We start from the raw sequence: 26,003 nt of genomic DNA on the forward strand, positions 1-26,003 counted from the left end.
TGTGCAACTGACACTGATCGAACGGCCAGGAGATCTCACCGACGAATGGCTGACCGCGGCACTCGGCGGCGCGACGGTCATCGGCCACGAGGTCCAGCGGATCGGCACCGGTCAGATGAGCGAGTGCTACCGGGTGACGCTGCGCTACAGGACGGGCGAGAGTGGACCGGACTCGGTGGTGCTCAAGGTCGCCGCCGCCGACCCGAACAGCCGGCAGACCGGTCTGGCGCTGGGACTCTACGAGCGTGAGGTGCGGTTCTACGCCGAGATCGCACCCACCTTGTCCGGTCCGTTCGCACCCTGCCATCACCATGCCTACGATGCCGAGACCGGAGCGTTCGATCTGTTGCTCGATGATGCCGCACCGGCAACCGTGGGTGACGAGATCCGCGGCGCCACAGCCGAACAGGCCATGCTGGCGCTGGCACAGCTGGGCCGGGTACACGGTTCGTTGCTGGGTGATGACGGGCCGGCCCAGGCCGATTGGCTCAACCGCGAGGCCCCGGTGAGCCAAGCCCTGCTGGCCGGGCTGTGGGCCGGGTTCGTCGAACGGTTCGGCGACCGCATCACCGCCGAGCACCGCCAGGTGTGTGAGCGATTGGTGGCGGTGTTCGACGACCATCTGGCCGGTGAGGCCCGCGCGGTACAGGGCCTGGTGCACGGGGACTACCGGTTGGACAACATGCTCTTCGGCGAGGCCGGGGCGCAGCGGCCACTGACGGTGGTGGACTGGCAGACCGTCACCCGAGGACCGGCCCTGACCGATGTCGCCTACTTCCTCGGTTGCGCCTTGCCCGATGACCTGCGGCGGGGCCACTATGACGCGCTGCTGGGTAGCTATCACGAGGCACTCGGCCCGGATTCACCACTGACCCTGGCCGATGTCCGCGAAGGGGTCCGGCACGCGAGCTTCTTCGGGGTCATGATGGCCATCGTCTCCTCGATGCTGGTGCAGCGCACCGCACGCGGTGACGAGATGTTCATGACGATGCTGGCCCGGCATTGTGCACATGTGCTCGACACCGACGCCCTCGCGGTGTTACCGGACGCGTCCACCCCGGAACCGTTGACCCCGGATCCCGCCGACGAGGGACCGCATCCGGCCACCGACGAGCCGCTGTGGAACGAGAGCTGGTACTTCGACTTCGTCGACGCCGCACAGGGTATCGGCGGTTGGGTGCGGCTGGGGCTGGTGCCCAATCAGCAGACCGCGTGGGTCCAGGCGCTGCTGTGCGGGCCCGGATTGCCGACCATCGTGATCAACGACCTGGCGGTGGCCCTGCCCGCCGATCCGGCCGCCGTGCGCACCGAGGATGTGACGCTGGATCTCGTGGCGACCACACCGTTGCAGAGCTATCGCGTGACATTGCGGGGCCGCGGGCACGCCCATGACGATCCGGCGATGTTACTGCGGTCGGACGCCGCCGCAGGCAGGCCGGTGGACATCGCGCTGGACCTGGAATTCGCCACCGTCAGCACGCCATATCTGTATCGACTCACCCCGCGGTATGAGATCGCCTGCACGGTAACAGGTTCGGCGTCCGCGGACGGCCGGCACTACGACCTGGCGGTCGTCCCGGGCCAACGCGACCATTCCTGGGGCGTTCGCGACTGGTGGAGCATGGAGTGGGTGTGGAGCGCCCTGCACCTCGACGACGGCACCCACCTACATGGGGTGGACCTGCGGATCCCCGGGATGGGGCCACTGGGTGTGGGATACCTGCAGCGCGCGGGCGAACGTCTGCTCGAGCTCAGTGGTGTCACCGCCACCGAGGAGTTCGGTGCCGATGATCTGCCCATCACGACCGCGCTCTTGTTGATCCCGGGTGATGTCGAGGTGGTGGCCACGGTTGCCGGCCACGCCCCGGTGCTGCTGACCGCACCGGACGGTCGACTGAGCCGGTTCCCGCGGGCCTGGGCGACGGTGAAGACCGCCGACGGTCGCACCGGGGTCGGCTGGTTGGAGTGGAACCGCAACGGCGCAGGCACATCCGGTCAGTAGGTGTCGTTGTCCAGGTCGCCGCGATCCAGTCCCATCGGGGTGGCAGCGGGAACATCGCCGCCGGCGACCACCAACCTGGTCAACGGTGTCAGCACCCGGAACAGGGTGGCCAGATCGTCCTCGGACAGGACATCGAACGCGCACAGCGCCAGTCGGTCGGTGGCCTCCTCGATCTCGGCCTTGAGCGCAGCGCCGGCAGTGGTCAGCGTCCCGTCACTGCCGAGCAGGCCACGGTCGGCCAGCCGATCGACCTGCTGTTGCCACAGCGAGTCGTCATAGTCGCGGCTGCGCTTGATCATCTCGGCCGGCACCCGGTCCGCCGCGGCATGCAGCACATTGGATTCGCGGCCGCTGACCCCGAACACGTTGAGAACCGCGATATGGCCGTCGCCTCGGTGCTCGCGTAGCAGGGTGGTGGCGTGCCAGAGCTGCGCCAGCGGATCCTGCGGCCACGGCAGGGCCAGATTCGCGGCGAACAGCGCCCGCCCGTCCAGTGGTGCGTCGCGTGCCGCCCGGGCCAGCAGCGTGGCGGCGGCCGAGACCCCGTCGGAGAGCCCGTAACGACGCAGGGTCGCGACCGCGGACTCCTCGCGGACCCGAAGCACCGCTTCCGGTGACGCGATCTCCCAGACCTGCGGCAGCGCCTTGGCCACCCGGTGCGGCGCGAAGTTGTAGAACACCGAGGTGACCAGCTCGGGGGAGACGTTTCCCAACGGCGCCGAGCGGGCCGCGAAGTAGCCGCTCCAGAATCCGCGGTAGCCGAGCGCATCGAGCGCACCACGGGTTTCCGGGGCGAAGTAGGTGACGGCGTGTATCGGCTCGAGCCGGTCGAACAGCCGGCGCGCGACGGTGGTCGGTCGACTCATGCCGCCAGTCAAGCACGTGCCCTCAGGCGGTCCGGACGGCCACCCCGCGGATGACGGTGTCACGCGAGTGCACCAGCGCCCGGTCGGTTCCGAGCTCGCGCAGGATGTTCTCCGGGATCCACTGCACCCCGATCACCGACCTGGCCAGCATGTCGGCGTTCGGACTGTCGATCCGTATCTCACCCGAACGGATACCTTCGGACAGCATGGTTTTCATCTGCCGCACCCGGGTCGAGAACGACCAGCCCGGATCGGCGATATCGGGCGGAGACTGGCGCATCCACGCCAACTGGATCCGGAATTCGTCGGGAAACTGGTCGAGTGCGTTGATGTTCAACCAGCTCAACGCATCCAGCTTGGCCAGCGGCGTGGAATCCGATCGCAGCACCTCACTCCAGCCGGTACCGACCTTGTGCCCGAACGCCATCATGATCGACATCAGCAGCTCGTCCTTGGAGCCGATGATCCGGTACACCGTGCCGGTCCCGATCCCCGCAGCCGAGGCGATGTCCCGGATGGTCGTCATCTCGTAACCGCGCCTGCCGAACTCGGCGCGGGCCACCGCACGGACGTGGGCGGCTTTGTCACCGCCCGCCGGCTCGGAGTTCTCCGCCCACCCCTTGATGACCTCGTCGGCCGCGGCAAAGGCGGCGGAGCGGTCCAGCTCGGTGTCCGACAACGCTTCGCTGGCCAACCCGTGCAGGTGGATCCGGCACAGCAGGCCGGCGACCTGATCACTGGTGCCCTTGTGCCGGATGACGTCGAGTCCGACGTGCAACATGCTCTGGCACAGCCGGTCGGCCAGGGTCGGCAGATCCAGCTCGGGCCGGATGTAGCCGCTCCAGCGACCGGCCCGCAGCAGCTGCAGCATCGCGGACTGGATTCCGGCCGGGCGACGTTTGGTCAGCTCGATCAGTTCGGGGTCGGCACTGGGCCCCTCGTAGAACGACATCTGCAGCGCGGCACGGTGCGCGACCGCACATCGCGCGACGGCACAGCCGAGGTCGACGATCTGCTCTTCGATCGGACGCGGGTCCGGTGAATCCAGCCCGCGCAACGCCTGTTCGCCGACCACGTCGAGCGCGTCGTGGTAGCGCCGGGTCAGTTCGACGAGGATCGCTTCCTTGGACTCGAAATGGTGGTAGAGGCTGCCCGCCAGGATGCCCGCGGCATCGGCGATCTGCTGTAGCGAACTGCGCAAACCGGATTCGGCGATCACATCGTTGGCGGTGCGCAGGATCTCGGTGCGGCGACGGTCCGGCGGGGCTGATGGTTGCTCGATCATCGGCTCCCTTTGCTGTCGACTCGAACCGTGTGCGAACCACAAGTCTACGACCACACGCCGTGCCATCGGTGGATTGCATCACCCCAGCGCATCGGGCTGTGCTCTGCCCCGGCAAGTATTCGATTGATTGAGACCAGCAGAGCCGACGAATAGCGTCGGGACAAATATTTGGTATGGTCGCCGGAAGCAGTGCCGCGGGCGCGATGCTCGACCGCGCACCGGGCGATCGCGCAGCCGAGGTCGGTGAGTTGTTCGGCCACCGACCGCGGCGCGGCGCCATCGAGCCGGGCCAGCTCGACGAGGATGGCCTCCTTCGATTCGAAATGGTGGTACAGGCTGCCGGCCAGAATGCCTGCCGCGTCGGCGATCTGCTGCAGTGAACTACGTAGTCCGGTTGTCGCGATGACGGTGTTGGCCGTCTTGACGATTTCGGACCGCCGGGTCGCGTCGGTCGCTGTCATTATCAGCTGCCCGGCTCGGGGAAGGAAACATCGGCGTTGCCCGGCATGGCGCTGATCCCTCGTCGGTCACACACCTGCAGGACCTCGTCGATGATGGATTCCGGCACGATGAACCCCTGGATGCCGGAGATCTCCGGCAGATGCCGCTCGATGTCTTCGGCGGTGGGCCGACTGTCGGCATCGGCCAGCCAGCCGTCGCCGAGTCCGACGAAGACGCGGGCATAGCGGCCCGCGCACGCCGAGTAGTTGTGATGTGTGAAGGTGCACGCGCGGCTCGCGAGGAAGGTCACCAACGGCACCACCAACTCGGGCCGGATGGCCTGCATGAAACCCGATTCGGCAAGGAACGACTCGTCACCGACGGTCTCGGTCACCATACGTGAAAAGCCGGTGGGAAGAACGGTGTTGGACAACACGCCGTGTGCAGCGCCCTCGATGGCGATGACATTGGACAGCCCGACGAGTCCGGTCTTGGCCGCGGCATAGTGGGCCTCCATCGGCTGGCCGAAGTTGCCCGCAGATGAGGAGATGAATACGAACCGACCGTAGTTCTGCTGTCGCATCACCCGATAGGCCGGTTGACTCAGGTAGAAGGCGCCATCGAGATGGACCCGCAGCATCTGACGCCACTGATCGACGGAGATGTCCTCGAACGGGATGCTGTTGAAGATGCCCGCATTGCTCACGACAATGTCGAGGCGGCCGAAAGACCCCACTGCGGTATCAACGATTGCCTGGCCGCCCTGCGGGTCGGCCACCGAGTCGTACGAGGCCACCGCACGCCTACCGGCCCCCGTGATCTCCTCGACGACCCGGTCGGCGACCGCGGTATCTGCACCGTCGCCGCCCATGGTCCCGCCGATGTCGTTGACCACGACCGACGCGCCCCTGGCCGCGAGGTCCAGCGCGTACAGCCTGCCCAGTCCGCGGCCGGAACCTGTGACGATCGCAACCTGGCCGGTGAGGTCGATCATGCTGTGCTCCTTATCAATTCGCGTCCGGCCTCATCGGGGTAACTGAAATCGACCGTTCTCGGCGACCTCACGACCATTGACTTCTCGCGTGCTCGAACTCTACGGTGGAACAGATATTTGGTCAACAACGGAGATTCGGGGGTGATTCAATGCCCGACACCGACCGTTTCGCAGGTCTCGGCATGCTGGCCTCTGTGTTCGCCGGCCGGCCGACGGCGGTTGCACCGGGACAACCGGGCAAGCCGCCGTGGACCGATGGACAGACGATCTTCGTCGACCCCGCCGCCGACAGCGGTCGGCAGCTTGAATCCATTGCCGTGCAGTCATCTTTGATCGCCGCGGGCAGCCTCGAACCTGAGGTGATGCGGGATCTGACCCGCCGCGCCAAGGTGACCGCGCGGTACCTGCGCCTTGAAGCTCACCGCGCAATTGTCGCCAACGAGGCCATCTTGCCCGGGACGCTGGGCAACCTCGGTGACCGTGGGATCGCCGCTCGCAGTAGCTCACCGACGATGTCGCTGTCGATCGCCGCCGGAAGCGATGTGCTCGAAGATCTACCGACAGTCTTCGGGGTGATCGTGCCCAAGCGTGTGCTGGCGACCAGCAGTCGGGTGGGGCCCCAGGGCGACCGCGCGACAGTCGCACACGTCCCGCGCCGTCCGGATTCCGCACCGGCCCTTGAGGAACTCGACGACGGCGAGGTCGATGACACCGATGACCCGGACCTGTTCAGCAGCCCCGTCGGTGGTGGTGGTTTCATCGGCAATCTGCTGAAGAAGATGTTGTCACCGGCGCGCAAGACGAGCCATGGTGACGGGCCGCCCGGAGCGGATTCGCCGACACATCGGGTGAACTCGGCCAGACGTGGCGCGAATGCCGTCTCATCGCTGGCGGCGGTGACCGCCGAAGAGGGCGGCGACCCGGCGAGTCAGGGGTGGACCTACCCGGAGTGGGATGCCGAGCACAAGAGTTACAGGCCCGGCTGGTGCACGGTGCGCGAGGTGGAGCCGCGGGTCAAGGCCACCGCCGAGAGGCAGATCGCGGGCGCGGTCGGGGTCCGGCGACCACTGGCCCGGCTGGGGATGGGCCTACACCGCAGACACCGCCAGTCCCAGGGTGACGATATCGACATCGACGCGGCCGTCGAGGCACACGTGGAGGCCAGGGCGGGATCGGTACCCGATGAGAACACCTATCTGGACAGCCTGCGTAGGCGCCGGGACCTGTCGGTGCTGCTGCTGCTCGACATCTCCGGTTCCACCGCCGAGCCCGGGTCGGCCGGTCGTACGGTGCACCAGCAACAACGCGAGGCGGTGTCCCAGATGATGATCGCCCTGCACGACCTGGGCGACCGCGTGAGTGTGTACGGGTACTTCTCCCATGGGCGCCAGAACGTGACGATGATGCCCGTCAAGAGATTCGGCGACCACCTGGACGCCCGGGTCGCCGCCCGGCTCAACAGTCTTGAACCGGGCGCATATTCACGGCTGGGGGCGGCCATCCGGCACGGATCGGCCGTGCTGGCGGCTCAGGGCGGCACCTCGCGGCGGCTGTTGGTCGTGGTGTCCGACGGTTTGGCCTATGACCACGGTTACGAGCGTGCCTACGGTGCCGCCGACGCGCGGCGGGCGCTGTCGGAAGCCCGCAGGCGTGGCACCGGATGTGTCTGCCTCACCGTCGGAGCCGGCACCGAAGTCGCGGCACTGCGCAGGGTGTTCGGCACCGCCGCACACTCGTCGGTCGGCCACCCCGACCAACTCGCCGGTGTGATCGGACCGCTGTTCCGGTCCGCGGTGCGGGCCGCCGAGGTCCGCCGGCGGGTCGGCTGAGCACCGACGTGCCGCTATGCACCGCACCGAGGCGGTCGAGGAAGGAATCCCATGTCCAGCGAGATCCGAACTGTCCCTGACGCTGCCCGGCGCAACGGCGCGCAGGAGACGCCCGCACCGTACTACGCACCGGTCGGCGACGAGACCGCGGTGTTCAAGGCCGCGTGGCGGCAGGGACTGTCGGTGGTGCTGAAGGGTCCGACCGGGTGCGGCAAGACGCGCTTCGTCGAGGCCATGGCCCACGAACTCGGCAGACCGCTGATCACCGTTGCCTGCCACGACGATCTGACCACCGCAGATCTGGTCGGCCGCTACCTGCTGCGCGGTGACGAGACGGTGTGGGTCGACGGACCGCTGACGCGCGCGGTGCGAGAAGGGGCGATCTGCTACCTCGACGAGGTCGTCGAGGCACGCCAGGACACCACCGTCGTCCTGCATCCGCTGGCCGACCACCGCCGTCAACTCCCCATCGAGCGCCTCGGGGTGACCCTGGACGCGGCTCCGGGATTCGGACTGGTGGTGTCGTACAACCCCGGCTACCAGAGTGTGCTCAAGGATCTCAAGGACTCCACCCGCCAGCGCATGGTCGCCATCGAGTTCGGTTTTCCTGCACCTGAACTCGAGGAGACCATCGTCGTCCGGGAAGCAGGCGTGGACGGTGACACCGCCGCGGCGCTGGTGCGATTCGGTCAGGCGATCCGCCGGTTGGAGACCGGCGGGCTGCGCGAGATCGCCTCCACTCGGGTGCTCATCGCCGCCGGCCGACTGACCGCCGAGGGACTGTCCCTTCCGGTGGCCGCGCGCGCGGCGATCGCCGGGACACTCAGCGACGACCCGACGGTGATTCGCGGGCTCACCGAGATGGTCGACGTCTACCTGGGTGGAGCGCCTGCCGGTCATTGACGGTGCACCGCAACGCCGCTAGGGTCCGAACAAATATTAGGTTCTGTCGCAGTGCCCGATCGGCCGGTCCGACGAGGAGGTCTGATGTCCTACGAAAGCACCGCGGAGCCCATCAAGGTCGGATACCTGATGGACTTCACGTTGCCGCCCGGATTCCCCGAGGAATTGCTGGCGTCGTTCACCCGTACCTTCGAGCTCGTTTTCACCGAGGCGGTGGAGCAGGGGCTGATGGATCGCTCGGTGCAGATGATCTATCGCGAGGTCGAGGGCCTGCCGAAGGGCTCGGTCAAGGCCGTCATCGACGCCTACGGCGAACTGGTCGACGAGGGCTGCCTGGTCATCTTCGGACCCAACATCACCGACAACTGTGTTGCGGTCCGGGAGGCGATCGAGGAGCGGTTCAAGGTGCCGGCGATCAGCGTCACGGGTACCGACGACTGGCTGGGGGAGTGGACCTTCGCGTTTCCGCAGGGGTCGATGACCGACGAGCCGATCTTCATCGCCGATCTGATCGCCAAGCGCGGACTGTCCGAGATCGGCGTGCTGATGGAGCAGAGCCTGATCGGCGACAGTTATCTGCGAAATCTGCGAAGTGCCTGCGCGCGCAAGGGTATCCGGATCGTCGCCGAGGTAGCCATCGCCCAGACGGCCCAGGACATCAATCTCGCGGTGACCACCTTGCACGATGCCAAGGCAGAGGCGATCGTGCATCTGGGCTTCGGCTTCGGCATCGCCTTCATCAACCCGGCATTGCAGGCCGTCGACTGGGATCCGCCCAGGTTCACCACGACCGCCTTCCAGAACGCGTGGGTGAATCCGATCATGTGGCAGGCGTTCATGGGCTGGATCGGGGTGGACCAGTACGACGAGGGCAACCCGATCGGCCAGGACTTCCTGGACCGTTACGCAGCCAGGTATGACGGCAGCCGACCCGAATACTGCGTGTCGGTCGTCAACCGCGATATCGCCGCCACCCTGGTTCGGGCGTTCACCGATGCCCACCCGCTGAGTCCACGCGGGGTCAAGGAGGCCCTGGAACGGGTGAAGATGTTGCCGGCCGCCTCCGGGGCGCCCGGAACCCGTGTGTCGCTGGGCAAATGGACCCGACGAGCGTGGATGGGATCGGGCTACCTGGTGGCCCGCAAGCTCGACGCCGACGGTGTCAATTCCCACCTCGTGGAACGCTTCGGAGAGGAATAGCCATGACCACCCAGGAGTCCCGGTCCTCCGACGCACCGGCCGAAACACCGCGACCCGACGGCCCGAACTGGGGCCGGGTGATCGCACTGCTGGCGTGGCTCGGATTCCTCGGGCTCTTCGCCGCTGTCGGCCGCACCGAAGTCGACGAGCGGGTCGCCAATCCGAACGTCGAGGGTCGCCCGCGTCCGGTCGAATTCCTCACCTCGTTCGACCATTGGCAGATCATCCCGCAAGTGGGCGCTGCGATCATCGTCGTGGTGTTCACCGTGGCGTTCATCCGCGGCTGGCGCCGCAACCCCGGCAGCCCGGTGTTGCTGATGGTGCTGGTGACGACCCTGATCGTCTGGCAGGACCCGATCATGAACTGGTCCCCGTACGCGGTCTACAACCCGATCCTGTTGCACTGGCCCGAGAACTGGTACCTGATCATGATGTCGCCGACGGTGGAACCGTTCATCGTCTTCGGCTACGTGTTGTTCTACTTCGGACCGTACTTTCCGGCGGTCTGGATCCTGCGTCGGATGCAGTCCGAGCGCGGGCCCGAGTCGTTTGTCAGTCGGCGCCCGCTGCTCAGCCTGGGCGCCTTGGTTCTGGTGATCGGCTTCATCTTCGACGCCATCCTGGAGATCAGTCTGGTGCGCACCGGGCTCTACATCTACTCGCAGGCCATCCCATTCGGAACATTGTTCCCCGGCACCACATTCCAGTTCCCGCTGATCTGGGAATCGTTGTCGGTGACCTTCGTGATGATCCCGGCCGCAATCCTGGTCTACCGGGACGACACCGGGAAATCGGTCGCCGAGAAACTTTCCGCGAAGGCAAAGCTGTTCCCGCGCAAACCCGTGCTCGGCACGTTCCTGGTGATGTTCGCGATCATCAACGTCTCGTATTTCGCCTACGGCGGCTGGTTCTGGGCCATCAAGGCGAGCGGACTGGCCACCTCCGTCGCCTGCCCGTGGCCGTTTCCGGAGGCCAAGGTGTACGACCCGCAGGGCTACTACGAGGAGAACGGCGCTGTCGGGCCCTATTCGGTCGGCAAGTGGGCGACCTGGCAGTACGGGCTGCCCGAGGGCCGGCCCGATGTCGAATACGGTTCCAAGAGCATGCGCTGCGCACCGGAGGCAACCCGGTGAGCGGACATGGAGCAGACCGTGCGGTTGTCATCACCGGAGCCTCCCGCGGACTGGGATTCGCCTCGGCCGTGCGCCTGTATCGCGAGGGATGGCGTGTGGTCGCCGCGATGCGCACCCCGGAGTCCGCGATACCACGACTCCGTGCGGCCACCGGCGCCACCGAGCACGACGACCGGTTGATCGGTGTGCAACTCGACCTCGACGACCACGCCTCGATCGAGGCGGCGGCCAAGGTCATCGACGAGGCGGTCGGCGCGCCCTATGCCATCGTGCACAATGCCGGGATCTCCGCCGCGGGCATGGTGGAGGAAACCGATATGGCCCTGTGGCAGCACCTTTTCACGACAACCGTGCTCGGCCCGGTGGCACTCACCCAGGCACTGCTGCCCGCCATGCGCACAGCCGGTCGTGGGCGCATCGTGCTGGTGTCCAGCGCGGCCGGTGTGCGGGGACAGCCTGCCACCGCGCCGTATTCGGCGGCCAAGGGTGCTCTGGAACGGTGGGGCGAATCGATGGCGTGTGAGGTCGCCCCGTTCGGCATCGGAGTCACCATCCTGGTGGCGGGAACCTATGACACCGAGATCATCACCGACGCCGGTACCACCGACAACCGCGATCTCGCCGGACCCTACGCCCGGCTGCACAATACGATGAACAGCCGTGGCCGCGCTGCCATGAAATTGGCCCGCCCGCCCGAGAAGTTCAGCGACGGGGTGGTCGCCGCGTTGGCCGACACCGGGTCGTTCCGCCGTCGAGGGGTCGGCCCGGACGCGACGATGCTGCTGGTGGCCAACAGGGTCCTCCCGGCGATCGGTATGCACCACATGTCTCGGATCATCCTCGGCATTCCCCAGTTCGGTTCGATGCGTGACGGTGCCTGGCCGCTGACCACCGCTCAGCGCGCGATGGTACTGGCGGCCAGGGTGATTCCCGAACCGATGACGCGTTGGCTGGCCGAACGGAAGGCGTCATGACCGATTCTGCTGCCTATGAAGAACGGATGCTGATCGACGGCAAGCTCGTCGCCGGCGAGCGCGGCGCCTTCGTCAACATCAATCCCGCGACCGAGGAGGTGCTCGGCGAGGTTGCCGACGCCTCGACGGCCGATATGCAGCGCGCCATCGACGCCGCCCGGCGCGCGTTCGACGATACCGAGTGGGCCCGCAACCACGCACTGCGCAGGCGGTGTCTGGAGCAGTTGCACGCCGCGATCGTCGATGAGCGAGAAGCGCTGCGCGAGGAGCTGATCCGCGAGGTCGGCGCGCCCCGGGCGGTGACGCACGGACCACAACTGGACGCGCCACTGGAAGACGGGCTGCTCTACCCCGCCCGACTGATCGACTCCTTTGCGTGGGAAAGCGATCTCGGCGACACCGTGGTCTCGGTCACCGGGGTGAACACCACCCGCAAGGTGTGGCACGAACCGGCCGGTGTGGTGGGCGCCATCACCCCGTGGAACTTCCCGTTCGAGGTCACCATCAACAAACTCGGCCAGGCGCTGGCCGCGGGAAACACGCTGGTGCTCAAGCCGGCCCCCGACACCCCGTTCAACGCGACCCGGCTCGGCAGGTTGATCGCCGAGTACACCGACATCCCGGCAGGTGTGGTCAACATCGTGACGGCATCAGACCATCTGGTCGGCGAGGAACTCACGCTGTCCCCGAAGGTCGACATGATCTCCTTCACCGGATCGACTTCGGTCGGCAAGCGCATCATGGAAAAGGGTGCCGCCACCATGAAGCGGCTCTTCCTGGAACTCGGCGGCAAATCAGCGACCATCGTGTGCGAGGACGCCGATTTCAGCACCGCCTGTCTGATCGGCATCGGCCCACTCATGCACGCCGGCCAGGGGTGTGCCGCGCCGACCCGAATTCTGCTGCCGCGCTCTCGATATGAGGAAGGGGTGGCGATCCTGCGTGGTATCTACGAGAGCATCCCCGCCGCAGATCCGCAGGACCCCGGCACCCTGTGCGGGCCGGTGATCTCGGCCAGGCAGCAGTCGCGGATTCTCGGTTACATTCGCACAGGTGTCGAGGAGGGCGCCACCATGCCGGTCGGCAGCACGGCACCGCCACCGCAGTTCGACAAGGGATTCTGGGTCAGTCCGACCCTCTTCACCGACGTGGACAATTCCATGACCATCGCCCAGGAGGAGATCTTCGGGCCGGTGCTCGCCGTCATCCCCTATGACGATGACGACGATGCGGTGCGCATCGCCAATGACAGCGCGTACGGGCTGGCCGGCAATGTCATGTCCGGGTCGCTGGAGCGATCCCTGGCCCTTGCCCGGCGGCTGCGCGCCGGATTCATCGGACTCAACGGCACCGCGGGCTACGGCGCCGACACACCGTTCGGCGGCTATAAGGACAGCGGCGTCGGACGCCAGAACGGCGTTGTCGGATTCGCGCAGTACACCGAGGTCAAGTCCGTGGCCTATCCGGCTCAGTAATTTCGACAAGGAGTATCCGTGGAACAGCTTTTCGACGATCTTGAGGACTTCGGCTCCTTCGATGACGCCATCTCCGGGGACGTCCGCGACCCCTACACCGAGATGGCCCGGCTACGCCGCGAGGAACCGGTGCAGCGCCTGGAAACCTCCGGTCTGCTGCCGCACGAGGAATCGCTGCCGATGTTCATCGTGTACCGGCACGAGGAGGTGCAGCAGATGCTGCGCGACAACGAGACGTTCTCGTCGGCCGGTGTCATCGCGGCCTTCGGCCCGGTGCTGGGGGAGCGGGTGATGCTCGGCATGGACGAGCCGGTACACGGCCGGCTGCGGTCCCTGGTCCAGAAGGCCTTCACCCAGAAGTCGTTGGCGCGCTGGGAAGATGAACTCGTCGGCCGGGTGGGCAACACCCTGATCGACAAGTTCGCTGCGAATGGTCGGGCAGATCTGGTGAAGGAGTTCACCTTCGACTACCCGAGCCAGATCATCGCCGGCCTGCTCGGACTTCCCGAGGAGGACTACCCACAATTCCAGCGCTGGTCGATCTCGCTGTTGAGCTGGCTGATGAACCCGGAACGCGGACTGGCCGCCTCGGCCGCGCTGTGCGACTACTTCGCACCGATCCTGGCGGCCCGTCGCCTGGAGCCCAAGGATGATCTGATCAGTGCCTTGGCCGCCGCCGAGATCGATGGTGCCAAACTCGCCGACGAGGAGATCTACTCGTTCCTCCGGCTGCTGCTGCCGGCCGGGGTCGAGACCACCTACCGCTCGTTGGGCAGCCTGTTGTTCGGACTGCTCTCCGACCCCGTGCAATTGGAGGCCATCCGGGCCGACCGTTCGCTGTTGCCGCAGGCGATCGAGGAGGGTGTCCGGTGGGAGTCCCCGCTGCTGACGATCACCCGCGTGGCCACCCGCGACACCGAACTCGGCGGCGTGGCGATCCCGGCCGGCGCGACGGTGATGCCGATGCTGGGTGCAGCCAACCGTCAGGACGACCGCTACCCCGACCCGGATACCTTCGACATCTTCCGCAAGCAGAAGGCCAATGTCGGCTGGGGTCATGGTGTGCACGTGTGCCTGGGCATGCACCTGGCGCGACTGGAGATGCGCACGGCGATCAATCTGCTGCTGGACCGGTTGCCGAATCTACGACTCGATCCCGACGGAGACGACCCGCACATCCGTGGTCAGGTGTTCCGGTCGCCGACGGCGCTGCCGGTGCTGTTCGACCCGGTGTCCTGAGTCCCTGCACCGACCCGCTGTGCGGCGGCCATCAATTGCCGGCCGATATCGTGGATCTCGTTGACGGGCAGCGCCCGCAACGGATGTACCGCCAGGATCAGGGCGACCTCGCCGTGGTGGTCGAACACCGGCGCGGAGATGGTGGCCACCGGGCGGGTGCCGCCGTCGTCGAGTAGTCCGATGGTGGTGAACTCGACGAGCAACCGGTCCATAAGGTGCCGGACCGAATCGGGCAGCCCCGCCGACGCATCACCGACCGACGCGCACTGGCCATGCAACGCTTCGGTGCGCACCACACCGTCGACCCGACCGAACAATCCCCGTTCGAAGTGTTCCGGGCCCTGCGCGCCGAACGCCATCTGCCCGGCCCGGCCGTGGTCTTCGAATGTGTCGGCAAGGCGGGACTGCTGCAGCACATCGTCGAGAACGTCGAGATGGCAACACGCATCCACTGTGCCGGCGGCTGGTACACCGGCGATACCCTCAGCGTCACCGACGCGACCCGGCAGGGCGTCACGGTCCAGTTCGGCGGCGGACCCATGCCGCAGGACTGGTACGGCACGCTGGACGCCATCAACGAAGGCCGGCTCGATCCCCTGCCCAGTGTCGGCGAGGTGATCACTCTCGACGAGGTTCCGGATGCGTTGGAGCTCACCCGCACCTCGTCGGGTCCACCCCGAATTCTGGTCCACCCGAACGGAGACCCGCGATGACCGACCCCTACCGGGATCGTGCCGATATCACCGACACCCTGGTGCGGTATGCCACCGGTATCGACCGCCGCAACTGGGTGGCCTTCCGCAGCTGTTTCACCGACGATTGTGTGCTCGACTACGGACAGATCGGCACCTTCGACGGGGTCGATGCCCTCACCACCTTCATGGAACAGTCTCATGCCATGGCCGGCCACACCATGCATCGGCTGTCCAACATCGTCATCGACCTCGATGGGGACCGCGCCGTGGCACGCACCTACGTCGACGGCCTGATCCTGGCCGCCGACAACACATCCGGCGTGAACGCCGTCGGCTTCTACGATGACGAACTCGTCCATACCGAACAGGGCTGGCGCATCTCACGCCGAACCTTCACCACCGTCCGCATCACCGCGGTGGGGGTGTGACCGATGTTCGCCGAGAAGTACGGCCCATGGGCACTGGTCGCCGGCGCCTCCGACGGGGTGGGTGCCGCCTTCGCCGACGAACTCGCGCGGCGCGGCGTCAACGTGGTGTTGGTGGCCCGACGCCAGGATGTGCTGAACACCGTCGCCGACCGCATCCACACCGCAAGCGGTGTCCAAACCCGCACCCTGACAATCGATCTCGCCGATGATGAGGCGGCCGCCCGGATTGCCGAGGCGACCGCAGACCTGGAGATCGGGTTCCTGGTGTACTGCGCGGGCGCCGATCCGCGCTACGCACCGTTCCTGGACAGCCCGCTGGCCGCTGCGGAGTCGATGGTGCAGCGCAACTGCCTGACACCGATGCGGCTGTGCCACCAGGTCGCGGCGCCGATGGTGCGCCGCGGGCGCGGGGGCATCGTGCTGTTCGGATCCGGCGCCGGATTCGTCGGCGCCCCGAAGATGGTCGCCTACGGGGCGTCGAAGGCCTTCGACATGGTGTTCGCCGAGGCGCTGTGGGCCGAGTTGAGGGATCACGGGGTCGACGTCATCGGCCTCATCCTCGGGAAAACGGACACCCCGGCGCTGCGCGACCTCGAGCACCGCCGCGGAGTGCTCGCCTCCGCCGCCAGCACACCGGCCGACGCGGCCACCGTCGAGGACGTCGTCACCGAGGCCTTCGCGAACCTGGAGAACGGGCCCACCGTGCTGGTCGGGGACGTCATGAAGGCGGCGGCTCCGATGCTCGGCACGCTGACCCGTCGGCAAGCCGTGGAGCTGATGACGGCGGCAGGCGCCGCCACGATGGGGTGACCGCACGCTAGGGTGCCGACATGGCAACAGCGAGCAGTGACATCTGGGAGGTGCTGTCGACCGCGCGGACCATCCGCCGGTTCACCGATGAGCCGGTCGACGACGCCACCCTGACCCGCTGCCTCGAGGCCGCCACCTGGGCGCCGTCCGGGGCGAACGCCCAGGCCTGGCGTTTCATCGTGCTGCAGTCACCGGAACTGCGCGCCGCCGTCGCCGAGGCGGCCCGACATGCGCTGGCGATCATCGAACCGGTGTACGGGATGAGCAGGCCCACTGATCAGGAAACCGATCTGGTGGCCCGCAACAACCGCGCCACCTACGAGCTGCACGATCGGGCCGAGGAGTTCACCTCGGTGCTGTTCGTGCAGAAGCGCTTTCCCACTGCCTCCGAGTTGCTGCTTGGCGGATCGATCTTTCCGGCGATGCAGAACTTCCTGCTGGCTGCGCGCGCCCAGGGTCTGGGCGCCTGTCTGACCAGCTGGGCCTCCTATGGCGGCGAGAAGATCCTGCGCGAGGCCGTCGGTGTCCCCGACGACTGGATGCTCGGCGGGCACATCGTGGTCGGCTGGCCCAAGGGCCGGCATGGCCGACTACGACGCCGACCGCTCACCCACGCGGTCAACCTGAACCACTGGAATGAACCCGCCGACCACCTGCTGTCGGCGCGCTGAGGGCACCATCGCCGGCCACCAGAACCAGCGGCCCAACAACACCAGCACCGTCGGCAGCAGAAACGTCCGCACGATCATGGTGTCGATCAGCAGGCCCACCCCGACGGTCAGCCCGATCTGGGCGATGCTGAGCACCGTGCTACCCACCAGCGCGAGCATCGTCAGACCGAACACCACCCCGGCGGTGGTGACGACCCCGCCGGTGGCACCGAACGCCCGGATGACCCCGGTGTGCAGACCCACGCCGCGCGCCTCCTCGCGGATCCGCATCGACAACAGCAGGTTGTAGTCGGCGCCGACGGCGATCAGCGCGATAAAACAGATCGGCGCCACCGCCCAGTGCAATTCGAGGCCCAGCAGGTGCTGCCAGATCAGCACCGCGGCGCCCAGCGCCGCCCCGAAGGACAACGCGACGGTACCCACCACCACCAGGCCTGCCACCGGGCTGCGCAGCAGCAGCGCGACGATCCCGAAGATCAGCAACAAGGTGGTGACCACCAGCATCACGGTGTCACCGGCCACCAGACGCTGCAGATCGGCAGTGGCCGGGCCGACCCCGGCCAGGTACACCGCAGTAGGCCGCAGCGAGCCCTCCTTGGTGGCCTCCCGGACCGCGGTCTCGATCTGCGCCGCCCGTGTGGCCCCGTCGGCGCCCCACTCCCGGCCCTGGCCGTAGACCAGCAGATAGATCGCACGGCCGTCGGGGGAGATCAGCCGGTCCAGCGCCGCCGACAGCCGCGGTTCGGCCAGCGCCCGCTGCGGCAGATAGAACCCGCCCGCGGCACTGCCCTCGAACGCGGTGGCCGCTTTGTTCAGGTAGTCGGTGAACTCGCTCAGCTGCGGTGCCAACGTGTCGACACCGGCCGCCGTGTCAGCGAGCACCGCACGGGCCCGGCTGATCGCCGCGGCCATCGTCTCGATCTCACCGGGCACCGTGCCGAGCGCGCCGGTTGCCGTCGCGGATCCGACGGTCAGCCGGTCGACCCCGGCCGACAGATCCGCCGAACTGCGGAGCAGGTCGTCGACGGGTGTCACGATCTGCTGGGCCACCGCGCACAACGGGTTGGCCGCACAGTGCGGTGTGGTGGCGACAAAGCGACGCACCGGATCCAGGTAGCGGGCCGCCGAGGCGGCGGTACTGCGCAGCGTCGCGGTACCGCGTTGCATATCCGCGGCCGCGACCGTCACATCACCGAGGCCGGCGGCACTGCCCTGCAGGCCGGCCCGCATCCCGCCGAGCGCGGCGGCCATGCCGCTCAGCGTGGCGTCCAGATCGGCGATGCCACTCAGCCGGGTCTGCAGGTCGCCGAGGCCGGCGGCGAGTTGATCCCCGACCTGCCCGACCTGCCCGGCCAGTGTGGCCTCGTCCGGTATCTCCCCGGTCGGGCGGCTGGCCGATTGCACCAGCCGGACACCGGGAATCGCCATGACCGCCTTGGTGATCCGTTCGACGGCGATCAGCCCGGTTGGGTTACGCAGGTCGTGGTCGGCGGCCACCGCCACCACATCGGGCAGTAGGTGGTTGTTGTCGAAATGGCGATCGGCGGCGGCGTACCCGCGGTTGGACTCGGTGCCCGCCGGTGTCGCACCCGGCTCGTCCCAGCCGATCCGCATGGTGAGCACCGGCAGTGCCAACACCGCCAGCACAGCCATCGCGGTCACCAGAATCGGTGCGGGCCAACGGGTCACCGAGGTTCCGATCCGACGCCAGCGCCGGGTGCCGCGGCCGCGGGGCCGTGTGCGCAGGCGGCCACCGGACATCATGATCAATGCCGGTGTCAGGGTCAGGGCCGCCACCATCACCACCAGAATGCCGACGGCACAGGGCAGTCCGGCACTGCGGAACATCCCGATCTCGGCGAAAGCCAGACAGGCCAGTGCGGCGGCGACGGTCAGCGCCGAGCCGATGACGACGGGTGCCACACCGCGGCATGCCGCGATCAATGCCCGGCCCGGATCGCCACCTGCGGTCAGCCCCTCCTGATGTCGGCCGATCAGGAAGATCGCGTAATCGGTTCCGGCGCCGAGCATCATCGCGGCGATCAGCGCGACCGAGAACAGCGACACCTCGAGCACACCGGCGGCGCCCAGCGCGGCGACGATCGGACGGGCCACCGCCAGGGCCAGCCCGACCGACAGCAGCGGGATGAGTGCGGTGATGACCGAGCGGTACACCACCAGCAGGAGAACCAGGATCAGCGCGACCGTCGCGGCGGTGATCATCAGCATCTGCCGGTCGATGGCGGCGAACTCGTCGGCGATGGTCGCGCCGGGCCCGGTGACATACACGGCCAGCCCAGGCGGTGGCCCCACCTCCTGCACGGCATCGCGCACCGCCGAGACCGCCCGGCCGGCGGGCGTCGTGCCGAGCGAGCCCGCCAACCGCACCATCACGGTGGCCGCCCGGTCGTCGCCGCTGACCGCGTAGGACGCCGTCACCGGATCCGACCACAGGTCGGTCACCTGGCGGACGTGGGTGTTATCGGCGGCCAGCGTCGCCATCAACCGGCCGTAGAAGTCCCGGTCGGCCGGGATCAGCGCGGTATCGCGTTCGAGCACCACGTAGGTCAGGTTGTTGTCACCTGCTTCACCGAACAACTGCGCGGATGCTGCGGCGGCGATCGAACTGGGTGCGTCGGCCGGCATGAACGACCGGCTGTGCTGATGCACCACGTTCTCCAGTTGCGGCACAGCCAGATTCACCGCCGCAGCCGCCAGCAACCAGATACCGACCGTCAACGCCGCGGTACGCCGCGTGCCCCCCACCCATCCCATGCGGTGACACTAAGGACGCGGCAGCGTTGCGCGCGTCGTGCTGCGGTCGGCGTTGTGGCCTCCGCCCCTGGTAGGAGCCCAGACCCGCCCTCGGCATGATGGCCAGCGCGGCCGCCTGCAATCTAGGATTGGCCGATGCGGTTGACGCTGCCCGAGTTCCTCCGTGCCCGGTTCGCACGCCACAACCAGCTCGACGCGCTCGGTTGGAGCTGGATGTTCGTGCTCACCACCGATACCGCGCTCGCGGTGATCGCGGTGGTGTCCACTCTGCAACGACCACCTGCCGATTACCTGGTCGCGGTGCCGGTGGGCATCATGGTGGCGATGTGCCCGCTGGTGGTGTTCTTCGCCGCAGGAGCCTCGTTCAACCCACTGTTGATCTGGGGTGCCTGGTCCGGTGCCGCGGCGATCTTCCTGTACGGCACGTCGACCCCGATCTCCTACGATTTCGCACCGCTGATCCTGGTCCTGATGGCAGGTGTCGTCGCGGCGATGACACCGCCGGCCGGTGGGCTGGCCGCAACCGTGTCCGCGGCGGCGATGCTCGGTGCGGCCGCCGCCTCCGGTCGCCTGGACGGAGTGTGGCTGTACCTGTGCGTGCTCGGGATGGGTTGGCTGGTGGGCTATCTGATGCGTATCCAGCAGCAGCTGATCCTCGCGCAGCGCACCGCGCAGGAGGCGCTGACCGAACACGCCGCCGCCGACGAACGCCGGCGTATCGCCCGCGAGGTGCACGATGTGATCGCACACTCGCTGTCGGTGACCCTGTTACACCTCACCGCCGCCCGCCGCGCCCTGCAGCAGGATCGCGATGTCGACGACGCCGTCGATGCCCTCGCCGACGCCGAGAAGCTGGGCCGCGAGGCCATGGCCGATATCCGGCGCACCGTCGGGCTGCTGGACGGCACCCCGATGAAGATCGCACCCGAACCCGGCGTCGACGACATCGCCAGGCTGACCGACGATTTTGCGCGCGCCGGTCTGACGGTCACGTTGCGGACCGAAGGGGCGACCGCGCGGGTGTCACCGGCGGTTGGGTTGGCGCTGTACCGCATCGCCCAGGAATCGTTGGCCAATATCGCCAAGCACGCCCCGGAGTCGCGGTCCACGGTCACCCTCGCCGTCACCGAGGAGCGGGCCGACCTGTCGGTGGTCAACGAGCTGCCGGTCGCCGCCTTCGCGCAACCGCGACGCGCCCCCGACGGTCGCGGTGTCCGCGGCATGCGCCAGCGGGTGCAGCTGCTCGGCGGGGTCATCGACATCGGGTCGACCCGGCAGGGCTGGTCGGTGCACGCCGAGGTGCCGTTGGGGGAGGACCAACCGCGCGCGGGGTGCGGGGGGTCAATGGAATGGAAATAGACATTGCCGTACTGCTGGTCGACGATCAGGATCTGGTGCGCTCCGGGCTGCGCCGGATCCTGCGCCGCAAGGATGGTTTTGTGGTGGTCGCCGAATGCACCGACGGTGACGAGGTGCCCGCGGCGCTGGCCGAACACGCAGTCGATGTGGTGGTGATGGATCTGCGGATGAAGCGGGTCGACGGTATCGAGGCCACCCGACGGCTGGTGGCCGCCGGCGGCCCGCCGGTGCTGGCGTTGACCACCTTCAACGAGGACGATCTGCTGTCCGGGGTGCTGCGGGCGGGCGCGGCCGGATTTGTGCTCAAGGATTCCTCGGCCGAAGAGCTGATCCGGGCGGCACGCGCGGTCGCGCACGGCGAGAGCTACCTCGACCCGGCGGTCACCTCGCGGGTCCTCACCACCTACCGGCAGGTGGCCGACGGGCCGAGCCCGGTGCAGGTCAAGGAACTGACCGGCCGTGAGCTCGACGTGCTGACACTGATCGGCCGCGGCCGCACCAACACCGAGATCGCCGACGAGCTGTTCATCTCCGGGGTCACCGTCAAGAGCCACATCGGGCGCATCTTCGACAAGCTGAAGCTCCGCGACCGGGCGGCGGCGATCGTCTACGCCTACGACCACGGCATCGTCACCCCGCGGTAGACCGCCGCGCGGGCATCCAACCCGCCGTGCGACGATGCGAAAATGACCGAACGGCCGTTCCATTTCCGCCAGACCGAGCAGGACACGTTCGTGCCCACTGCCTACGCGCAGAGTCACTGGGGTCCAGACCACCTGAACGGCCCCGCCCTGGTGGGCCTGGCGGGCCGAGCCCTGGAGACCGAATTCGGCGACCCGGAGTTCCTGCCGGCCCGGTTGACCGTCGACCTGTTCAAGGCCGCGCGTGGGGTGCCGACGGTGGCCAAGCTGGCACTCATCCGCGACGGCAGGCGGGTCCGCAACGCCGAATGCGAACTGGTGCAGGACGGTGTCACGGTGGTCCGCGCGACCCTGGTCCAGTACCGGCTGTCGGTGCCGCCGCGAGGCGAGGAATGGGTGGGCACGCCGACATTCGAGCTGCCCGAACGCCGTGACGAGGAGCGCGGGATCGCGATCGGCAGCGACGAGATCGGCTGGACCGGCACCATCGCCGAACACCAGAACGCCTCGCGCAAGCGGATGATGAACCGCACCATCGACGTCGTCGATGGCGCCCGCAACTCGCCGTTCGTCCGCGCCGTGATGGCCGCCGAGGGAACCAGCCTGGTTACCAACCTCGGTACCGCCGGCGTCGGATATATCAACGGCGATCTGACCGTGGCGCTGGCCCGGCTGCCACGTGACGAGTGGATCGGTGTCCAGGCCGATTCGCATTGGGCGGTCGATGGTATCGCGGTCGGGACCTCGACCCTGTTCGACCATGAGGGCCCGTTCGGGTCCGGGACGGTCACCGCGATCAGCAACCCGGCCGCGCAGATCGACTTCGGCAACGACCCGTTCCCGGACCGCACCCGCTGAGCCCCATGACCGTTGCCTCCCGGCGGATCTCGGCCGTTCTCGCTGCGCTGGTCCTGGGAACGTCGATCGGCTGCGGCGGCACCTCGGATTCGTCTGCGGAACCGCTGTATTACCTGTCGATCGGTGATTCCTACGCGACGGGGGACGGCCCGCACGGTAGGAGCCCGGACGGTTTCGCCTACCGTACCGAGGCGGCGTTGCGGCGCGACGGCGACTGGGAATTGGTCAATTTCGGTTGTGCCGGCGCCACCGCGGCGCAGATGGCAGAGGAACCCGGATGTGATGCCGGGGCCCTCGCCGAGGGCGCACCGAGCTACGGGGCGCAATCGCAGATCGAGGCGGCTGCACGGTTCGTCGCCGAACACCGCGACCGGATCGGCCTCGTCACGATCGTGGCCGGCGGCAATGACGTAGCGGGCTGCCTGGCCGCGCCGAGCCGGGACGCGGCGCTGAGCTGCGCGCAGGACGCCACCGCCTCCGCGGCCTCGGCGCTGGCCGAGATGCTGGGCGCATTGGGTGCGGTGCTCGACCCGGCGGTGCCGGTGCTCGGCCTGTCGTATCTGAACGTGTTTCTCGCCGACCCGCAGCCGTGGCGCGCCGAGATTGCCGCGAGCGTGTTCGACGAGCTGGTCCAACCCGCACTGCACCAGACGTATGCGGACGGCGGTGCGCAGTTCCTCGCCTCGGTGAGCGAGCTGGCCGACTCGGTGGACCAGGTGTGTGCGCTGAGCTTCTACTGCACCGACGGTGATCCGCACCCCAACCGCGAGGGACACCAACGGATCGCCGACGTGGTGCTGGCTGCGGCACGGCTCTAGAAAAGTCGTGGACAGCTCCGCCGGCCACCAGTTGAATGCAGGGATGCCGACCACCCACGCCCGCAACGGCGCCTTCATGGCGATCGCCGCGATGTGCTCGGTGCAACTGGGCGCCGCGATCGCCGTCGGCCTGATCGACGATATCGGCGCCGACGGCGCGGCCTGGTTACGTCTGTTCTGGGCGGCGATCCTGCTGTTGATCCTGGTGCGGCCGCGTCCGTCCTCGTTCACCCGGTCGACGTTCGGCGCCGCGGTCGCCCTCGGTGTGGTGACCGCCGGGATCACCGTGATGTTCATGATGGCGCTCGAACGCATCCCGCTGGGGACCGCGAGTGCGTTGGAGTTCCTCGGCCCACTCGGGGTGGCGGTGCTGCAGGGCGGCGGGCGCAACCGTTTCCTGTGGCCGGGGCTGGCCGCCGTCGGTGTGGTGCTGCTGACCGAACCGTGGTCGGGCAGTTTCGATCCGGTCGGGGTGGGGCTGGCGCTGGGTGCCGGATTCTGTTGGGGGATCTACATTCTGCTGACCCAGCGGGTCGGTGATCAGGTCAGCGGACTGAACGGATTGGCGGTGTCGATTCCGGTGGCCGCCGTGGTGGCCTCGGTGGTCGTCGGCCCGGGCGTGCTGACCGAGATGACACCGCAGCTGTGGCTGATCGGCATCGGACTGGCCATCCTGCTGCCCGTCGTCCCGTTTTCCCTGGAGCTGCTCGCGCTGCGCCGACTGACCTCCGCGGCGTTCGGGACGCTGATGAGCCTGGAACCGGCGTTTGCCATGGTGATGGGTTGGCTGATCCTGCACCAGGTCCCGCGACCGATCGGATTGGTCGGTATCGGCTTCGTCGTGATCGCAGGGATCGGCGCCGCCCGGCACGGCGCCCGCACCCACGAGCCGATCTCGACCTGATTACGGTGCGGGCGACTTGCGGCGGTACAGCGTCCCGACCGCCAGCAGGATCAGGCTGATCACCAGGATGGCCGTGGCCAGCACGTTGATCTGCGGTGGCACCGCGGCCTTGACGGCGGCGTTCACGTACAGCGGGTAGGTGACCGTCGACCCGCTGACGAAGTACGTGACGATGAAATCGTCCAGCGACAACGCGAACGACAGCATGCCTGCCGCGATGATGCCGGGCACGATCAACGGCAGCGTCACCTTGAAGAACGTCCGGATCGGGCTGGCGCCCAGGTCCATCGACGCGTCCTCCAGCGTCCAGTCGAAGCCACGCACCCGGGCCCGCACCGTCATCGCGATGAAGCTGACCTCGAACGCGACGTGGGCGATCAGGATCGTCGAATAGCCTGCCGCCCAGCCAAGGTCGAGGAACAGCGTCAGCAGCGAGGCACCCATCACCACCTCGGGCGCGGTCAGCGGCAGGATCACGAACGTGTCCACCGCGCGATAACCGCGGAACCGTTGGCGTACCAGCGCGATTGCCAGCAGCGAGCCGAGCACCAGGGCGATCAGCGTCGAGATCAGCGCGATCTCCAGGCTGAGCTTCAGTGCGTCGGTCAGGGCCGGGTACTTGAACGGATCCAGCCAGTTCTCCAGGGTGAAGCCCTGCCAGGTGTAGTTGAACTTGCCCGCCGGTTTGTTGAACGAGAACAGCACGATCACCGCGATCGGCAGGAACAGATACAGCAGCACCAGCCCGGCGACGATCCGCAGCGAAAGATCGCCCCACTTGGGTGTCCTGCGAACGGGTTTGGAGGCCGCGGGCAGCGACGTGGTCGTCATACCAGGTCCTCCGTTCCCAGCGCCCGGGTGTACAGGATGACGCCCACCAGGATCAGACCCATCAGACCCAGACTCAGCGCGGCGGCGGCCGGATAATCCTTGACCACCAGGAACTGTTTCTGGATCACGTTGCCGATCATGGTGGTCTGGGTACTACCCAGATAGTCGGCGTTGATGAAGTCACCGACGGCCGGGATGAACACCAGCATGCTGCCGGCCAGCACACCCGGTAGCGACAGCGGCAGGATGACCTTCCGGAAACTGCGTGTGCCACCGGAATACAGGTCGCGAGACGCCTCCAGCAGCCGGGGATCGATCTTCTCCAGGCTGACGTACAGCGGCAGGATCATGAAGATGATCCAGTTGTAGGTCAGCCCGCCGATCACTGCCCAGCTGGTGGAGAGTAACCGACCCTCATCGGGTAGCAGCCCGATGGCGCCGAGCGCACTGACCACCCAGCCCTCGTCGGCGAGGATCGTCTTCCAGGCGATGGTGCGGATCAGGAACGTCACGAAGAACGGCAGGATCACCAGACCCAGGATCAGGTTCTTGAACCGGCCGGCCTTGAACGCGATGACATAGGCCAGCGGGAACGCCAGCAGCAGGCACAGCACGGTGGCCATGGCCGCGTACCCGAACGACCGCAGGATCGGGTCCTGGTACATCCGGAACGCGTCGATGAAGTTCCCGAAGTTCCAGTCGAAGGTCAGCGTCGGTAGGAACACCGAACCGCCGGCCGAGGACAGCGAGGTGCGCGCCAGGGAGACGAATGGCACCACGAAGAACACCGCGAGATACGCCAGCGCGGGCAAGATCATCAGGTACGGCGCGATCTTGCTCCGCTGCCTGCTACTGGTCGCGACTCCTGCCAT

At 67.5% G+C, this 26,003-nt stretch carries 24 protein-coding genes and 1 pseudogene; 17 read left to right on the plus strand and 8 right to left on the minus strand.

The window, feature by feature from the left end; translation table 11 throughout:
* Position 1: 1 nt before the first annotated feature.
* Positions 2-2,002: a DUF7064 domain-containing protein gene (locus ACLBYA_RS10735; RefSeq protein ID WP_447709375.1), complete on the plus strand. Its 2,001-nt coding sequence runs from the start codon at positions 2-4 to the stop codon at positions 2,000-2,002.
* Here ACLBYA_RS10735 and ACLBYA_RS10740 read toward each other — a convergent pair.
* The 4 genes and pseudogenes from ACLBYA_RS10740 to ACLBYA_RS10755 form a co-directional block, all read right to left on the minus strand.
* Entirely contained in the window at positions 1,996-2,868 is an 873-nt protein-coding gene (locus ACLBYA_RS10740) for an SCO6745 family protein (protein ID WP_447709376.1), read from the minus strand. The genes ACLBYA_RS10735 and ACLBYA_RS10740 overlap by 7 nt on opposite strands.
* A gap of 22 nt (positions 2,869-2,890) precedes the next feature.
* The gene (locus ACLBYA_RS10745; RefSeq protein ID WP_447709377.1) at positions 2,891-4,153 is read right to left on the minus strand and encodes a TetR/AcrR family transcriptional regulator; all 1,263 of its coding nucleotides are present in this window, start codon (positions 4,151-4,153) and stop codon (positions 2,891-2,893) included.
* 197 nt (positions 4,154-4,350) lie between these two features.
* A pseudogene (locus ACLBYA_RS10750) lies at positions 4,351-4,614 on the minus strand (helix-turn-helix domain-containing protein); the annotation flags it as partial.
* A 2-nt stretch (positions 4,615-4,616) separates the two neighbouring features.
* On the minus strand, positions 4,617-5,588 hold the full coding sequence (locus tag ACLBYA_RS10755; protein WP_447709378.1) for an SDR family NAD(P)-dependent oxidoreductase: 972 nt from the start codon (positions 5,586-5,588) through the stop codon (positions 4,617-4,619).
* A gap of 149 nt (positions 5,589-5,737) precedes the next feature.
* On the opposite strand from ACLBYA_RS10755, the gene ACLBYA_RS10760 reads away from it, so the two are divergent.
* The 7 genes from ACLBYA_RS10760 (at position 5,738) to ACLBYA_RS10790 (ending at position 14,341) form a co-directional block, all read left to right on the plus strand.
* Positions 5,738-7,417: a VWA domain-containing protein gene (locus ACLBYA_RS10760; protein ID WP_447709379.1), complete on the plus strand. Its 1,680-nt coding sequence runs from the start codon at positions 5,738-5,740 to the stop codon at positions 7,415-7,417.
* 51 nt (positions 7,418-7,468) lie between these two features.
* Positions 7,469-8,320: an AAA family ATPase gene (locus ACLBYA_RS10765; RefSeq protein WP_447709380.1), complete on the plus strand. Its 852-nt coding sequence runs from the start codon at positions 7,469-7,471 to the stop codon at positions 8,318-8,320.
* An 84-nt stretch (positions 8,321-8,404) separates the two neighbouring features.
* The gene (locus ACLBYA_RS10770) at positions 8,405-9,520 is read left to right on the plus strand and encodes an ABC transporter substrate-binding protein (RefSeq protein ID WP_447709381.1); all 1,116 of its coding nucleotides are present in this window, start codon (positions 8,405-8,407) and stop codon (positions 9,518-9,520) included.
* A 2-nt stretch (positions 9,521-9,522) separates the two neighbouring features.
* Positions 9,523-10,653, plus strand: coding sequence for a spirocyclase AveC family protein (locus ACLBYA_RS10775; RefSeq protein ID WP_447709382.1), 1,131 nt, complete (start codon positions 9,523-9,525; stop codon positions 10,651-10,653).
* Positions 10,650-11,627 (plus strand): SDR family oxidoreductase, encoded by a 978-nt coding sequence (locus ACLBYA_RS10780; RefSeq protein WP_447709383.1) that lies wholly within the window; start codon positions 10,650-10,652, stop codon positions 11,625-11,627. The genes ACLBYA_RS10775 and ACLBYA_RS10780 overlap by 4 nt, the downstream gene beginning before the upstream one ends.
* Complete coding sequence (locus ACLBYA_RS10785) at positions 11,624-13,102, plus strand: aldehyde dehydrogenase family protein (RefSeq protein WP_447709384.1); 1,479 nt, start codon at positions 11,624-11,626, stop codon at positions 13,100-13,102. The genes ACLBYA_RS10780 and ACLBYA_RS10785 overlap by 4 nt, the downstream gene beginning before the upstream one ends.
* 18 nt (positions 13,103-13,120) lie before the next feature.
* Entirely contained in the window at positions 13,121-14,341 is a 1,221-nt protein-coding gene (locus ACLBYA_RS10790; protein ID WP_447709385.1) for a cytochrome P450, read from the plus strand.
* On the opposite strand, the gene ACLBYA_RS10795 is transcribed toward ACLBYA_RS10790, so the two are convergent.
* Positions 14,287-14,553: a hypothetical protein gene (locus ACLBYA_RS10795; protein WP_447709386.1), complete on the minus strand. Its 267-nt coding sequence runs from the start codon at positions 14,551-14,553 to the stop codon at positions 14,287-14,289. The two genes, ACLBYA_RS10790 and ACLBYA_RS10795, sit on opposite strands and share 55 nt — an antisense overlap.
* A gap of 3 nt (positions 14,554-14,556) precedes the next feature.
* On the opposite strand from ACLBYA_RS10795, the gene ACLBYA_RS10800 reads away from it, so the two are divergent.
* From ACLBYA_RS10800 to ACLBYA_RS10815, 4 genes are read left to right on the plus strand one after another with little or no spacing between them, the layout of a single operon-like run.
* A complete protein-coding gene (locus tag ACLBYA_RS10800) occupies positions 14,557-15,054 on the plus strand; it encodes a zinc-binding dehydrogenase (RefSeq protein ID WP_447709387.1) in 498 nt (165 codons plus the stop codon).
* Positions 15,051-15,464, plus strand: coding sequence for a nuclear transport factor 2 family protein (locus ACLBYA_RS10805; protein WP_447709388.1), 414 nt, complete (start codon positions 15,051-15,053; stop codon positions 15,462-15,464). The genes ACLBYA_RS10800 and ACLBYA_RS10805 overlap by 4 nt, the downstream gene beginning before the upstream one ends.
* 3 nt (positions 15,465-15,467) lie before the next feature.
* Positions 15,468-16,274 (plus strand): SDR family NAD(P)-dependent oxidoreductase, encoded by an 807-nt coding sequence (locus ACLBYA_RS10810; protein ID WP_447709389.1) that lies wholly within the window; start codon positions 15,468-15,470, stop codon positions 16,272-16,274.
* Between the two features lie 20 nt (positions 16,275-16,294).
* Complete coding sequence (locus tag ACLBYA_RS10815) at positions 16,295-16,945, plus strand: nitroreductase family protein (protein ID WP_447709390.1); 651 nt, start codon at positions 16,295-16,297, stop codon at positions 16,943-16,945.
* Here the strand turns inward: ACLBYA_RS10815 and ACLBYA_RS10820 are convergent.
* Positions 16,865-19,720, minus strand: a complete 2,856-nt coding sequence (locus ACLBYA_RS10820; protein ID WP_447709391.1) for an MMPL/RND family transporter — start codon at positions 19,718-19,720, stop codon at positions 16,865-16,867. The two genes, ACLBYA_RS10815 and ACLBYA_RS10820, sit on opposite strands and share 81 nt — an antisense overlap.
* A 135-nt stretch (positions 19,721-19,855) precedes the next feature.
* Here ACLBYA_RS10820 and ACLBYA_RS10825 point away from each other — a divergent pair, with 135 nt between their 5' ends.
* From ACLBYA_RS10825 to ACLBYA_RS10845, 5 genes are read left to right on the plus strand one after another with little or no spacing between them, the layout of a single operon-like run.
* The gene (locus ACLBYA_RS10825; protein WP_447709392.1) at positions 19,856-21,079 is read left to right on the plus strand and encodes a sensor histidine kinase; all 1,224 of its coding nucleotides are present in this window, start codon (positions 19,856-19,858) and stop codon (positions 21,077-21,079) included.
* Positions 21,070-21,723, plus strand: a complete 654-nt coding sequence (locus ACLBYA_RS10830) for a response regulator transcription factor (RefSeq protein ID WP_447709393.1) — start codon at positions 21,070-21,072, stop codon at positions 21,721-21,723. Before ACLBYA_RS10825 ends, ACLBYA_RS10830 begins: the two co-directional genes overlap by 10 nt.
* A gap of 42 nt (positions 21,724-21,765) precedes the next feature.
* Positions 21,766-22,578, plus strand: coding sequence for an acyl-CoA thioesterase domain-containing protein (locus tag ACLBYA_RS10835; protein ID WP_447709394.1), 813 nt, complete (start codon positions 21,766-21,768; stop codon positions 22,576-22,578).
* Positions 22,579-22,583: 5 nt separating this feature from the next.
* On the plus strand, positions 22,584-23,396 hold the full coding sequence (locus ACLBYA_RS10840; RefSeq protein WP_447709395.1) for an SGNH/GDSL hydrolase family protein: 813 nt from the start codon (positions 22,584-22,586) through the stop codon (positions 23,394-23,396).
* A gap of 43 nt (positions 23,397-23,439) precedes the next feature.
* Complete coding sequence (locus tag ACLBYA_RS10845) at positions 23,440-24,300, plus strand: EamA family transporter (RefSeq protein ID WP_447709396.1); 861 nt, start codon at positions 23,440-23,442, stop codon at positions 24,298-24,300.
* On the opposite strand, the gene ACLBYA_RS10850 is transcribed toward ACLBYA_RS10845, so the two are convergent.
* Entirely contained in the window at positions 24,301-25,131 is an 831-nt protein-coding gene (locus tag ACLBYA_RS10850; RefSeq protein ID WP_447709397.1) for an ABC transporter permease, read from the minus strand.
* Positions 25,128-26,003 (minus strand): ABC transporter permease, encoded by an 876-nt coding sequence (locus ACLBYA_RS10855; RefSeq protein WP_447709398.1) that lies wholly within the window; start codon positions 26,001-26,003, stop codon positions 25,128-25,130. Before ACLBYA_RS10855 ends, ACLBYA_RS10850 begins: the two co-directional genes overlap by 4 nt.

The organism is Mycobacterium sp. C31M (assembly GCF_053345865.1).

Coding starts and splice junctions, on each gene's coding strand:
- ACLBYA_RS10740 (WP_447709376.1), bottom strand. CDS start 2,868: ATGAGTCGACCGACCACCGTCGCGCGCCGGCTGTTCGACCGGCTCGAG.
- ACLBYA_RS10745 (WP_447709377.1), bottom strand. CDS start 4,153: ATGATCGAGCAACCATCAGCCCCGCCGGACCGTCGCCGCACCGAGATC.
- ACLBYA_RS10755 (WP_447709378.1), bottom strand. CDS start 5,588: ATGATCGACCTCACCGGCCAGGTTGCGATCGTCACAGGTTCCGGCCGC.
- ACLBYA_RS10760 (WP_447709379.1), top strand. CDS start 5,738: ATGCCCGACACCGACCGTTTCGCAGGTCTCGGCATGCTGGCCTCTGTG.
- ACLBYA_RS10765 (WP_447709380.1), top strand. CDS start 7,469: ATGTCCAGCGAGATCCGAACTGTCCCTGACGCTGCCCGGCGCAACGGC.
- ACLBYA_RS10770 (WP_447709381.1), top strand. CDS start 8,405: ATGTCCTACGAAAGCACCGCGGAGCCCATCAAGGTCGGATACCTGATG.
- ACLBYA_RS10775 (WP_447709382.1), top strand. CDS start 9,523: ATGACCACCCAGGAGTCCCGGTCCTCCGACGCACCGGCCGAAACACCG.
- ACLBYA_RS10785 (WP_447709384.1), top strand. CDS start 11,624: ATGACCGATTCTGCTGCCTATGAAGAACGGATGCTGATCGACGGCAAG.
- ACLBYA_RS10795 (WP_447709386.1), bottom strand. CDS start 14,553: ATGGACCGGTTGCTCGTCGAGTTCACCACCATCGGACTACTCGACGAC.
- ACLBYA_RS10805 (WP_447709388.1), top strand. CDS start 15,051: ATGACCGACCCCTACCGGGATCGTGCCGATATCACCGACACCCTGGTG.
- ACLBYA_RS10810 (WP_447709389.1), top strand. CDS start 15,468: ATGTTCGCCGAGAAGTACGGCCCATGGGCACTGGTCGCCGGCGCCTCC.
- ACLBYA_RS10815 (WP_447709390.1), top strand. CDS start 16,295: ATGGCAACAGCGAGCAGTGACATCTGGGAGGTGCTGTCGACCGCGCGG.
- ACLBYA_RS10820 (WP_447709391.1), bottom strand. CDS start 19,720: ATGGGATGGGTGGGGGGCACGCGGCGTACCGCGGCGTTGACGGTCGGT.
- ACLBYA_RS10825 (WP_447709392.1), top strand. CDS start 19,856: ATGCGGTTGACGCTGCCCGAGTTCCTCCGTGCCCGGTTCGCACGCCAC.
- ACLBYA_RS10830 (WP_447709393.1), top strand. CDS start 21,070: ATGGAAATAGACATTGCCGTACTGCTGGTCGACGATCAGGATCTGGTG.
- ACLBYA_RS10835 (WP_447709394.1), top strand. CDS start 21,766: ATGACCGAACGGCCGTTCCATTTCCGCCAGACCGAGCAGGACACGTTC.
- ACLBYA_RS10840 (WP_447709395.1), top strand. CDS start 22,584: ATGACCGTTGCCTCCCGGCGGATCTCGGCCGTTCTCGCTGCGCTGGTC.
- ACLBYA_RS10845 (WP_447709396.1), top strand. CDS start 23,440: ATGCCGACCACCCACGCCCGCAACGGCGCCTTCATGGCGATCGCCGCG.
- ACLBYA_RS10850 (WP_447709397.1), bottom strand. CDS start 25,131: ATGACGACCACGTCGCTGCCCGCGGCCTCCAAACCCGTTCGCAGGACA.
- ACLBYA_RS10855 (WP_447709398.1), bottom strand. CDS start 26,003: ATGGCAGGAGTCGCGACCAGTAGCAGGCAGCGGAGCAAGATCGCGCCG.